The sequence below is a fragment of the Roseburia hominis genome (genome assembly GCA_040702975.1).
In the GTDB taxonomy this organism is placed as follows: domain Bacteria; phylum Bacillota; class Clostridia; order Lachnospirales; family Lachnospiraceae; genus Allocoprococcus; species Allocoprococcus hominis_A.
The window spans coordinates 124,250-136,540 of sequence record CP159990.1 but is presented as its reverse complement, the minus strand read 5'-3'; the positions used below and the strand labels follow the sequence as shown (position 1 = coordinate 136,540).

Annotated in this window: 8 protein-coding genes; 7 read left to right on the top strand and 1 reads right to left on the bottom strand. The window is 40.3% G+C overall.

The genetic code is table 11. The annotated features are described in order from the left end of the window. Positions 1–32 precede the first annotated feature (32 nt). The 6 genes from ABXS75_00575 (at position 33) to ABXS75_00550 (ending at position 10,543) form a co-directional block, all read left to right on the top strand. Positions 33–4,337: a hypothetical protein gene (locus tag ABXS75_00575; protein ID XCP85340.1), complete on the top strand. Its 4,305-nt coding sequence runs from the start codon at positions 33–35 to the stop codon at positions 4,335–4,337. Further along, positions 4,330–5,025 carry a hypothetical protein gene (locus tag ABXS75_00570; GenBank protein XCP85339.1) on the top strand — a complete coding sequence of 232 codons (696 nt, stop codon included), beginning with the start codon at positions 4,330–4,332 and terminating at the stop codon, positions 5,023–5,025. Before ABXS75_00575 ends, ABXS75_00570 begins: the two co-directional genes overlap by 8 nt. A 149-nt stretch (positions 5,026–5,174) precedes the next feature. Continuing rightward, a complete protein-coding gene (locus ABXS75_00565) occupies positions 5,175–6,596 on the top strand; it encodes a hypothetical protein (GenBank protein XCP85338.1) in 1,422 nt (473 codons plus the stop codon). A 13-nt stretch (positions 6,597–6,609) separates the two neighbouring features. Next, a complete protein-coding gene (locus tag ABXS75_00560; GenBank protein ID XCP85337.1) occupies positions 6,610–7,326 on the top strand; it encodes a hypothetical protein in 717 nt (238 codons plus the stop codon). 38 nt (positions 7,327–7,364) lie between these two features. Further along, positions 7,365–9,062 (top strand): protein phosphatase 2C domain-containing protein, encoded by a 1,698-nt coding sequence (locus tag ABXS75_00555; protein XCP85336.1) that lies wholly within the window; start codon positions 7,365–7,367, stop codon positions 9,060–9,062. An 11-nt stretch (positions 9,063–9,073) separates the two neighbouring features. Continuing rightward, complete coding sequence (locus tag ABXS75_00550; protein ID XCP85335.1) at positions 9,074–10,543, top strand: protein kinase; 1,470 nt, start codon at positions 9,074–9,076, stop codon at positions 10,541–10,543. Positions 10,544–10,756: 213 nt separating this feature from the next. Here the strand turns inward: ABXS75_00550 and ABXS75_00545 are convergent, their stop codons facing one another. Beyond that, positions 10,757–11,026: a helix-turn-helix transcriptional regulator gene (locus ABXS75_00545; protein ID XCP85334.1), complete on the bottom strand. Its 270-nt coding sequence runs from the start codon at positions 11,024–11,026 to the stop codon at positions 10,757–10,759. Positions 11,027–11,215: 189 nt separating this feature from the next. Between ABXS75_00545 and ABXS75_00540 the strand changes: the two genes are divergently transcribed. Then, positions 11,216–12,244: a site-specific integrase gene (locus ABXS75_00540; protein XCP85333.1), complete on the top strand. Its 1,029-nt coding sequence runs from the start codon at positions 11,216–11,218 to the stop codon at positions 12,242–12,244. Positions 12,245–12,291 lie beyond the last annotated feature (47 nt).

The window sequence follows — 12,291 nt, the reverse complement described above, 5'->3', positions numbered from 1 at the left end:
GTAAAATTTACGATACTAGCGAGGATAAAGTTATGAGTGAGGAAGAGATGATTTATCAGCGGGAGAGTAAAAGGTATATGCCAAATAGGTTAACGATTGAAGGGCAGCTTCAGATGTATGAAAGGCATCCGGAAAAAAGTGAGCGCAGCGCGACTTTGTGGCATGCGTGGCGGCAGAATAAAGGGTGGCTTACCCGGCTTCTGGAGCTTACGGTAGCGTCCTTTCCGTCTTACAGTAGACACAATGCCTCTCATGCGGAAGCAGTGTTATATAATATTGAGCGGATTCTGGGAGAAAACCGGATTAAAGAACTTTCGGCTACGGATTGCTTTGCCATTTTACATACAGTATACGTCCATGATATCGGGATGGCTATGCTGGCAAGCGACAGGGAGAATATTATTAAAAGTGACGAGTTTGCCGATATGATAGATAATCTGGAAAATAGTGCGGACGAGGATATGCGGTATGCTGCGCAGCAGTTAAAGAAAAGATGCTATAGAAAGCGTTCGGAGGAAACGGTAGATTATGGTGGAAGGGAGTATTATGAAAAACAGCAGAAGCTTTATGCTGAAAAACTGGATACATACTATGCTGTTATTCAAATGCTTTCGGAGTACCAGCGCAGGAAGCACGGAGAAAATGTAGCAACGAAGGTAAAGGATTGGATCAAAGGGAAGGATATGCTCCAGTCGGAATTCGCTATGTCCGGTATTCCAATGAGAATTTTTTTCCGGATTGCGGACTGTGCTAGTCTGCATACAGATTGGGAATTTCAGCATGTGATGGATTTGCCTGATGAGGAAAATGGATATGAGAAGGATATGATCCATCCTCGTTTTGTTGCGGTGCTTTTGCAGCTTGGGGATGCACTTGATATTGACAATGATCGTTTCCATCCTTTTGCACAGGCGTTTTTAGGGAGATTTCCAATGCAGTCTCAGGCGCATTATGATAAGCATTTGGCGATTCGTACGCTGAAAATAACGCCGGAAGAAGTGGTGATTGAGGCCGATTGTGAGAGTCGTGAAGCAATGCGTTTGGTGAGAAGTGAATGTGATGCGCTGGAAGATTTGCTGAAATCGGCAAGTTATCACTGGTCCAGTATTGCTCCGAGGGGATTTAGCGGCGCGCTGCCATCCCTTAAGGCGCCACGTCTTTTACTAAAAGGGAAAGCGATTCCGCTGGAGCTTACAATGATGCGGTTCCAGATTTCCCAGAGAAAAGCATTTACATTGCTTCAGGGAGAAAATATTTACTCTGGTCGTTTTCCTTTCGTGCGGGAATTGGTGCAGAATGCGATTGATTCTACGAAGATACAGTGCTATCGTGATTTCAAATCCAGTTCTAAGTTGAGATACAAAAAAGAGCAGGAGCAACCTTCCATTACAAATATTTCTACGATTATTAATCCGGTTGAATATCCTATTGAGATTGAGATTCAGTGTGCACATCAGGATGCAAATAATGTGTGTAGTCCAATTCAATATGAAGATATTCCGGAGAAATGTGATGAAAATGAGAATTATGGAATTTTGTTCAGTATTCGTGATTATGGAACCGGAATTGATAAAGAGACTATTAAGTCAATTTCGGATGTGGGAACCAGTTATCAGGGGCGTAAGCGGATGATAAGAGAGATGCCGGATTGGTTGAGGCCTACTGGGGAATTTGGTATCGGTTTACAGTCAGTATTTCTTGTCACGGATCAGTTTTTGTGTGAGACTTATGTGCGCAATGGAGAGCATTACCGGATTGAATTCCGTAATGGTGCAAATGGAGATAAAGGCTATATTAACGTGGAGCCACTGGATGATTTGGATAATCCGATGGCCTATGGTACAGAATTCCGGGTATTTATTGGTTACGATAAATGTAAGCCTAGAAAGGAATTCATGGAAGCGTGGCCGGGCTACGATCCATTTGAAGATGGGTATGAGCTGGATACGATGAAGCATGACATCGTGGAATTGACATCACAGATTTTGCTGGACATTGACAGACAATTAGAGAATCTATTATTTCCGGTCTATGCCTATGTTAAGTTTGACATGGAAGGAAATTATAGCTCCAAGCTGGCAGAAAAAATCCATAACATTGTATTCGATAATACGAAAGATAACCGTCGATATAAAGAATCGATTTTGAGAGAATATACCAGTTGGATCTATAAGTGTAATTCGGGTGAAGGTTCTGCATATCAGGTGTGTTCTGATGAGAATTCAAAAGCAGATTATTCTGGGAAAAATATTATAAAGTACAATCTGACCAATGGGACCTGTATGGTAGATCTGACTAAAATGGATGTTTATTTGTGGCTGGAAAAACGGGCTGTGAGTGCCAAACTGGGTGTTGGTAGAATTATAGGCAGAGGTAATTCCGGTGAGAAAAAACTATGTAAAGTGTATTATAAAGGAATATGGATTGAGTCCATGGAGGTTAAAAATGACGCTGAATTATTGGAGCATATTGATATCCAGGGACATAGGAGTACGAAAAGCTTTCTGCAGTTGAGCCGGAATGGATTTACGGAGGAAGGCGAGCGATATATTCAGGAAACCGTGGTACCAGATATTTTCCAGGGATTATTTGAGGCGTTGAAAAGGCTTGTGCTGGAAGAGGACAAATACGATAACAGAGGAAGTGAGGAGAATCCTGAGGAAGACAGTGGCAATCATAAGAACTGGGATTTTGTTGAGGCGGTAGGCAATAATCTGGAAAGAATGATAAAAAGGGCAGTTAAAAAGAATGAGAATGACCTGGGATGGAAGCGCCAGCTAATGGGGATTAGTTTGTTTTATCATTTCTATATGCTGGAGCGGGGGAAGGAGCGGAAGAAATATTTGTCAACAAATGATAGGCTAGAAGATAATAGATGGAACAGAACAATCCAAAAAGTCGGTAAAATAATGGAAGACTATCGGCAGAAGCTGGCGGATCACGGAGTGATGGATACAGCGGGAAAGATAAAGGTGGATGAATTGTTTATTGATGCGGAGAAAAATATCTGCCAGATCAGTTCGCGAGCGGATATAGCAGTGGCTGATTTCTTCAACCGTGAAAATCGTTTTGTGGTAATTTCGACCAGGCGCTATGAAGGAGATGTTTGGGTCAATTATCTGGTGATGCTTTCCAAGGAGTCGAAACCGGATATTATTGATGAAATTGCTAAAGAGACATTTGGAGCAAACAGAGATAGGTGTTGGCAGGAGAGTCTGGAGCAGTGGGCGGTAATTGTCTTGAAAAATATTGTGGGTATTGTTAAGGACCAGTCAGCAGCACAAAGCTCTTTTATCCAATGGTTGATGAAATATGTCCCGGTAGTAGGAATATTTGCTGATTTTGGAGGGAATCAAAGGATTCACGTGCTGTCAGGTAAGCCTCTGGACAGTATCTTTTATAATAGAAATGCAAAATATCTTCTTATGAAAAAAATGGCCGAGCGGAAAACGAAAAGCAATGCGGACCGTTTTGCATCTTTTGTATGGAAAGGGTATGAGGCGCTCATGGTGAATGAGGTTCAGGAAGATGTATGTAGTATTACGGAGAAATATGTATATGCAAATAGAGGGTATATGGTGTTGCCATATATGGGAAATACGATACAGGAGTTAACGAAATTGTTGGAAAAGGAAATCACACCACAAATTATCAATGAAGGAAAAGCACTGGAAAAATGTGTGGAAATTGATATGTATTTATTTGAAGATGATCAAGATTTTATGAACTTATTTAATCAAAGGTATGCAGCGCATTTAAATAGTGTGAAACGTCCAGTCAAGGCAGGAGGATTTTGGGATAAGATTCGTTTGGGATTTGATATGGTCTTACAGAAGAGATTTGAAGTTTATCAGCCGCGGACAGATGAAGCAAAAGAATTGCCGCCTGTTTCTGACTTGAATGAGTTATGCAGGAAAATTTACACGGAAATTTTGAATGAAAGTGCTTATTTTACGGTAGGATATTTTCGGGATGAGATCATGGAAAATAAGGAAATGTTCCGGCTGTTGGATGAATTGACAGATTATTGTTATATATGGTGGAGGAAAATAGAAAAAATACAAGATGCAGTATTGAAGGAAGAAATGCAAAGGATTAAAATCCGGGATTGGGATGAAAATTCAAGAAGAGAGAATCTGTCCCGATGGACTGCACAGATGAATGGCAATGATCAGGAGGTAATTCAGGAAAATTATGAGGCCATCTGGAAGGAAAGCGAGCAAATTTTGACGGAAAGAGGAGGAAAACAGATCGAGCAGCATTTTAATTATCAATTTATTAAGAAAATCACTAATATTGGACTAAAAAAGGCAGAGAAGGAAGAAATTCATGAATAATTTAAGGGATTATTTTAATGGGTGTATTTCGGTAGAGAATATCGAAAATATCACCAGAACGTATTTAAAAGCGGCACTGGCAGCTGAGAAAGTAGTAAATGATGTGTATGAAAAAACAGGTAGCGGAAAACCGAGGTTCCCTATCGATATCGAAATGATAGCGAGAGAGCATGGATTTCATGTGGAGCGAGAGGAATTGAACTCAACGGGAGAAAAGCGTTACAGTCGCATGTTGGGGAAGATTTTTACCAGAGGGGATCGTATTACAATTACTGTAGATAATTCTGTGAGCTATAAGACGCAGCGTTACGCAATCGCGCATGCGATTGGACGGTGGATTATCAGCTCAGAGTATAAGATTTTTGAAAGCAGCTATGCGATACCGCTCATTCCACAAGGGTTGGAAGAGGTCGCCGCAGATGTTGTGGCATTATTTTTGCTTTTGCCTTTGGAAGTGTTTAAGGAAGAATTTGTACGATATTTGGATAGTTGCAGAATATATCCTCTGGACGTAGATGAATGGCTGTCTGATTTGAGTAATAAAAGCCAGATTTCGCTGTTCAACCTGTCAATTGGTTATCAGCAGTTGAAACAGGTTTTGTGCTGGCAGAGACAGCAGGATTTTGAAAAAAGTGGTTTTAATATTGATATGTTGATGGATGATCCTTACGGGAAGATTTTTGCATAATGTTTGAAGAAGGATAAAGTTGCAGGACTTAAAAGCCTCCCGCGGGTAGTTCCTTTTTGCGGATTACCAATGGGAGGCTTACATATTTTAATTTTGTCCGTTGAACGTATTCAGATAAATGTTCAATAAAATACAAAGAGAGAAAAATCATGTTGTACGATGAACTGAAAAAATTCTATTTATTAAATCCAGATGAAAATGGTATGTTAGTTTTTCATACTAGTATATTAAATTTCCCAGATGAAATGTTGGAAAAAATCGTAGAAGAAATTCCCTGGAAATGGGTGTTTCCGGAGAATGTATATTATGAGCTTCAATTCTTAAGGAAATCAAGTGTGTTTGGGAAAAAAGTAGGGCTGGTGTTTCGATTGGGGAAAAAGAGAAAGGCTGTCTATATAGAAGGGAACCTGGAAGAATTTTACTATTCTCAGGCACCTCTTACAGCATTGGGTACATCGAAAACTGTGAGATTGATTTTTATATTTGGAGACCAATTAAAATTAAAAGAATTTTTGAAGAATGTTTCGGAGAAGGAGAACTATTATGTGTTTTTTCACAATCGTTGGGAGCATACACAGTATTCTTCGGACGAGTGCATTGCTTCGGTAAAAGTGGCCAGGCAGTGGCTCAGACTTTTAGATTGCGTAGGTCATGTAAAAACAATTCGTAATGGTGCAAGAGAGAAAATTAAAATAGATAGTGTCCAGAAAGTTACTTCTAAAGGCATAGGAGGGAAGGAAATAGCAGAATATAGCAAAGCGGAATGCGTGGGAGAAGGAGGGGAGTCGAAGGTCTATGGGATTTCAGAACAAGAAGATATCGTATTAAAAATATTTAAAGAATATCCTTCTTCTAATCATTTAAAGAAGATGGAATATTTGATGTTGCTCCAGCAAGGCGCTAAATTCAGGGGAAGAGAGCAGGTGGAATTGCCAAAAGGTCTGCTTTATAATGGCGGCAAACTTGTGGGGATTGCCGTAAAACGGATTTCAGGTAACAGTCTGACAGATGCAATGGTGGATACGAGTATAGAGTTTGATATTGCAGAAGTGCTTCAGGATCTGGCATTGGTTATGTTGGAGTTAAACCTGTGCCATATGCTGGTAGTGGATTTAGATGGTGATAATATTATTCTGGACAAAAATAAAAAAATGCATTTAATAGATACGGATAGCTTTCAACTCATGCATTATGGCGCAGGTGTGTGCATGCGTCCACATTACATGCATAAAGAGTTGGTAGGAAAGCAGGGAAATTTTATGATTGAGCCGAGATACCAGGATTTTGCGTTTGGAGTTTTGATGTTCAAACTTCTTGTTTGTGGAACGTATTCTCCGCTGTTTCAAAAGGCAGCGTTGGATGCAGCGTCAGAAAACAGATTATTTTGGGGAACATATGAATTTCCATATAAGGTAGCAGAATATGAGGAGATGGAGGTGAATGCAATTTGTTTAGAAAAATGGAAAGGTGTTCCAGTGATTTTACAGAAAGCCTTTGTGGAGGCGTTTACATTTAAAAAAGATTTTAGTATAGGTTACTGGATGCATATTTTTTTAGAGGCGATGAAATAGGAGGTGGACATTTATGGCATGGAATCCAAATGAGTATAGAGTAGAAAAAAAGAATTATGCTGCAACGAAGCGAATACCAATCGGTATTTTGGAGGATATCAGTAGTTCGACGGCGGATGTGCGGGAAATTATTAATCGGGCAATGGAAAAACTAATCAAAAAACTGAAGGAAACTCCTAATTTTCAAAAAAGTGTAGATTTGCTGGTTATTTTCTTTAATGGGGAAGCGGAAGTGAAGGTAAATTTTGAACCGTTGGAAAATGTGGAGCCAGATCAGCTTATGATAGCGGGCGTTATAGGATATACTGATACTGGAAGGGCGTTGTTGGAAGCACTTCGGCTTCTTGAGGAAAAGAAAAAAGAATATAAAGCGAATATGATAGAGTATTGGCAGCCTAAATTGTTTTTGCTTACGGATGGATATCCAAGTGCATGGCTTGGAGCTCCGGATAGTGTTGGAAAAGAGATTGAGGAGAGATATATGATGGCGGCTAAAGAAATCAGACAATTGGAGGAAAAACGGAAATTATCCTTTGCAGCGGCTGGTATTCAAAGGCAGGGTGGGGCATCAGCCAATATGAGCAAATTGAAAGAGTTGGGTGACCACATAGTTTGTGTTTCGGAAGGGCTATCAGGAATGAATCGTATTGAATCATTCTTTGAATTGATTGGTGCAACGGTTCTTGATACAGAGACACCAATGGAACAAATTATACATCATTTGTTTTGATGAGGCATTTTGGAAATTTCACAAAAGGAGAGTGGCGGATGAAAATATTTCGGTTTATTCGCAAAGGAACAATCCATCAGGAAAAAGGTGTTCAGTGCCAGGATACTGCGGAGTATTTTATGCAGTCAGATGACATGGTAGTGTTGGCATTGTCTGATGGGGCCAGTCAGGCACAGTATGCAAAAATGGCATCGGAGTGTAATGTGCGGGCAGTTATAGAGCTGTTTCAGCAGATTGCATTAGAAGAGTTCATGAAATTCTCTAAAGAGGAGCAGAAACAGAAAGTCCTTAGTCAATGTATATATTATATTGGGGAGCAGGCGCGGCGTGTAGGGTGTAGGGATTTGAGACATTTTTCTGCGACATTGGTATTTGTCGTTATAAATAGCAGGTTTATACTAACCGGCCATATCGGGGATGGAGCTATATATATGGCTGATGTTGCCGGGAAAATCTGTTTTGTGTCTGGACCTGAGAATAAGTTATCCTCACAGCAAACTTTTTTTACGGTGAGTGGGGACGCATATGAGCATTTTTATATTAAAATTGTGGATAGGAAAGAGCAGAATCCTGCTATGGCAGTCCTGATGTCTGATGGTCCGCAGCTTATGTTTAAAGACAGAGGATTTGGTAATCCAGAGGAGACAGTTAAAGAATTGCTGCCTTTCCTTGTGAACGGTTTGGTAGAAGATGATGTGGATTTTGGAAGGCTTCTGGATCAAATGACAGAACTGGAAGTGGAAAAACTTGATGATTGGTCGATTCTTGCAGTTTTATTGAGTCCGGAGATATATGCAGAAGAAGTGTCTGCACAGGAAAGTAGAACCAATACGATTTTTATTCCCCGGAAGTATTATCAGGGAAAGGAAGGACGGCTGGCGAGTGCCGAAATCGTGGAACAAATTGTATGGAGGATGTCGCCTGGATATTATGTGTATGGAAAAGGAAGGAACAGAGAGCACGTTTATGAGTATTATCTTCAGGGGGTGGAACAGCAGGCTGTCGCAAAAGTGATTCTAGTTCGGGATTTGGTCAAAAGATCAGTGGACCGGAGTATCAACATGGAGGGGAGATACAAGGCTGAGGTGGCGAGAATGCGAGGCGTTCTACACGCTCTGAAAAGAATGGGGGATTGTCCAAATATTGTTGATATATATGCGGACTGTGAGGTTGTGATGGAAGAGTCCGGAGAGGTAAAAATGTTTTTAGTTATCGAGAAAAGGTATAGCGTTATTCGGACATTTATCGAAAAAAGACCAATATTCGCTAAAAGAAGGCGGGAGAAATATGTTACTCTGGCAGATTATATGAGAAGTGAGATGAGGACGGAGTATCTGTATATGGAATTGCTTGCCCGAAAGGTGGCGCAAGATATTTTGAATGCATTATTAGTGTTAGAGGAAGTACATATTCTGCATGGAAATATCCGAGAGGATAATATTATGATGGATTGTATTGCAGGAAGCCCTTGCTTTGTGCTGAGCGGCTTTGAAGGAGCCAGGGAGTTGAATCAGGAAAACGCAGGGTTTGATCTGTATTGTTTAGGAAATGTTTTGTACAGAATGTTGTCAGAGACCAAGGAGTTGCCATATTCTTTATGGGGATGGGGAAAAGTAAAGCGCAGTTTCCAGACTACTGAATTTGGAAAAATTATTTTGAAGGCGCGTAGCCACTATAAGGGGAACGGATACAGGCAGGCAGCAGATATGCTAAATGACATAAATGCACTTGAATAAGGAGAAAAAGAATGTATGCTGAAGAAGTTGAACGTATTCTGAAACAGAAGGTTCAAAGTACGTTAAGTTTAGGGAGATACCTGGGAAAGGGAGGAATGGCAGAAGTATATGAGGTATTGGGGATGGGGCAAGAGGCTGTACTTAAGGTAGTTTCTGTTGACCAACTCCTGTCAAAGATGGAGGGAAGTTATAAGTCATATGATTTTTACTATGAGCATATTGTCAGATATTTGAGACAGGAAATCCATTTTTTGATGAAAATGCGCGATTGTAAGTATATAACAAGGCTTATTGATTCATGCGAAATCTGCACCGGGAAGGTGGGAAGAGCAAATCTGTTTTTTATGTTTGAAGAGAAGTATCAATGTCTGGATGATTTTGTTCGGACACAGAATTTGACAGAAGGATTGCTGATCCAAATTGCAATAGATGTGCTAAAAGCCCTGGAAGCATTAGAAGAAAGGAAAATATTGCATCGGGATATTAAACCGGGGAATATTTTTATTAAATGGGTTGAAGGAAGTCCCAGATTTATTCTTGGGGATTTTGGCCTTGCAAGGGAATTAACTTTTCAGTATAGCAAGGTGACGCCGCATGGGACGAGGGCTTTTGGAGCGCCGGAAGTGTTGAATGGAAGGGAACTGGTGGGATTTAACAGTGATATTTTCAGCCTTGGAGCAAGTCTGTACTATATTTTGACACAGGGAGAATGCCCGATCAGGTTTTATAAGCAGGGAGGAAAGCCTAGGCTGCAGCAAGGTTCAGCAGCATTTCAGAATGTTATTTTGAAGGCAATAGAGTGGGAGCCGACTGCGAGATATCTGCATGCAGTGGATATGAGAAGGGAACTTGAAAGGTTGCCTGTGGTCAATAATGTAAATAGAATTTTCTTTAACGTTTATGTGTATCTTGCAAAGAAGGCGTTGATGGAAGATAAGAAGAATCTTGCTGAAGCGTATGCGGTTGAAGGTTTTCAAAAATTCAGAGAGTCTGGGAGGAGGACGCCCAATAAAGAAGAACTGGCATGTTTTAGAATTATTATTTATATCAAAATGTCTTTGGACAAGCAATATCGTATGCTGAAGTCGGAAGAAGTTCTGATGCTTAAAATGATGGCTGAGTCGGAGGATGCTGTGGCACAATACTTGTATGGACTGTATTTTTATGACAAAGGGGAGGAAAAGGAAGGCCTCTTTTATATGAAAAAATCGGCCGAGAACGGTTCGGAAATTGGAGGCTATACTTATGGGAGAATGCTTTGTCAGGGGTATCGGAAGATTCAGGGAAATATGCAGAAAGGGATTGGATATTTAGAAAGCGCAGCAAAAAAGGGATATATACCGGCTATCCGATACTTAAAACGAATTCAGAAAAAGGGACGGGAAGGTTATTGCCCCAATGAGGAGATTGCGCAGTTGCTAAATACGGAAATCTCTAATTATGAGCAGGAAAAATTACTGTATGCAATTCCGTTTATATAGATATCGCCTTGATTGTGAAAGAAAAAGGTTGGATATCCTGAAAAGCGGTAATTTTTGCATGAAAAAAGCACTATCGTTGAATTGGAAGTCATGTGCGTCCAATTCAACGATGAGTTATTGGGTACATTAAAAGTGAAGACCAGTTCTACTTTATAGTATCTATGACAAGTTGGGATAAATGAACTCCCCTTTACCCCCACAATGCACTATCTATTACTGCCCCTTTTCGTCATCCCCTCCTTCCCCATTAATCAAATAATCATAAGAAACATGGAAAATCTCCGTCAGAGCTTTTAACTCCAAATCCGTGACATACCGTTTATTTGTCTCAATTCTGGTAATCACATTCTTATCCATGTCATAGCCTGCCAGTTGAAGCTGGTAAGCCAGGTCTCTTTGAGAATAATCGTATTTTCTCCTAAGTTCAATGAGCTGTTTGCTGATCAGATTCTTTTCTCCGGTCTTAGTTCTTGGTTTTGGCATAATTCTACCTTCCTCTCTGTTATTTTTAATCATATCGTCTCACATTTTGCACTTTTTTATTGATTGTACTAACAAGAAAGACAGTGGTGGGTTGTAAAAATGATACAAATGTTAAGGATATTGATGAATTGGTTCCAGTTGCGAAGACATCAAATATATAATGATTCAAAAAGGAAGGAATGATGATCTATGTCAACTGAAAACGTATTGGGAGAAAAGATGTTTCGTTTTTTGCGCAGGAATGTATATCAGGAGAGGGGAGGTGAGGAAGGATACTTTGATGAGTTTGCGAAGGCATGGCTGGGAAATGTAAAATTTCACGTGAAAGAGTCTTCTTACGTCAAATATTATAATCTTGTGGAGAAACATATTCTTCCGCAACTGGGGCAGGTCAAAATCTCAAATTTCACTACTAAATTGGTAGAAGATTATATTGAAGAAAAGTTAAAAAATGGAAAAATTCGCGGAAAAGGAGGTCTATCCGAGAAAACGGTACGAGATATTTTAGTAGTATTAAAAGAAATATGCCTCTTTGCGAGGAGGCAAAATGTTGATTTTCCATGTCACCTGGAACTCATTAAAGTGAGAGCGGCGGAACCGGAAATTCAGGTACTTAGTTATAAGGAACAAATGTGTTTGGAAGAGTTTTTGATGGAAGATGATGAGCTGACCAAAACAGGGATTTTGTTGAGCCTGTATATGGGACTGCGCATCGGGGAGGTCTGCGCGTTGCAAAGGAAGCATATTCGATTTGAGAGTGGAATTCTGGAAGTGAGAGGGACGATGCAGAGGATTCAGGATTTTAACGGCAATGTGGGAACGAAAACAAAAGTGGTGGTTACGGAACCGAAAAGTATTTCTTCTAAACGGGATATACCGATTCCGGAATTTTTGATGGGGCGGCTGCGAAAACTGGAGGATCTGCCAGAGGCGGTCTACTTACTGTCTGGGGATGAGGAAAATTTTGTGGAGCCCCGAACGCTGGAAAATATTTTTAAATCTTATTTGAGGCAGTGCCGGATGAAGCCGATCAATTATCATGGACTTCGACATACGTTTGCGACAAGGTGTGTGGAAAATGGGATGGATGTGAAATCACTCAGCGAGATTTTGGGACATGCGAATGTGAATATTACATTGAATAAATATGTACATTCTTCGATGGACCAGAAGAGGCGGAGTATGGCGAAGGTATGCCTTATATCTGAATGCTCATAGGTGTCGAAAAAAGTAGAAATGTGGAGTTCTGCTTGATAAATTAGTAA

Bases quoted from the DNA above. Each gene is read 5' to 3' on its own strand.
- ABXS75_00545 (XCP85334.1), bottom strand. From the start codon at position 11,026: ATGCCAAAACCAAGAACTAAGACCGGAGAAAAGAATCTGATCAGCAAA.
- ABXS75_00540 (XCP85333.1), top strand. From the start codon at position 11,216: ATGTCAACTGAAAACGTATTGGGAGAAAAGATGTTTCGTTTTTTGCGC.
- ABXS75_00560 (XCP85337.1), top strand. From the start codon at position 6,610: ATGGCATGGAATCCAAATGAGTATAGAGTAGAAAAAAAGAATTATGCT.
- ABXS75_00565 (XCP85338.1), top strand. From the start codon at position 5,175: ATGTTGTACGATGAACTGAAAAAATTCTATTTATTAAATCCAGATGAA.
- ABXS75_00550 (XCP85335.1), top strand. From the start codon at position 9,074: ATGTATGCTGAAGAAGTTGAACGTATTCTGAAACAGAAGGTTCAAAGT.
- ABXS75_00575 (XCP85340.1), top strand. From the start codon at position 33: ATGAGTGAGGAAGAGATGATTTATCAGCGGGAGAGTAAAAGGTATATG.
- ABXS75_00570 (XCP85339.1), top strand. From the start codon at position 4,330: ATGAATAATTTAAGGGATTATTTTAATGGGTGTATTTCGGTAGAGAAT.
- ABXS75_00555 (XCP85336.1), top strand. From the start codon at position 7,365: ATGAAAATATTTCGGTTTATTCGCAAAGGAACAATCCATCAGGAAAAA.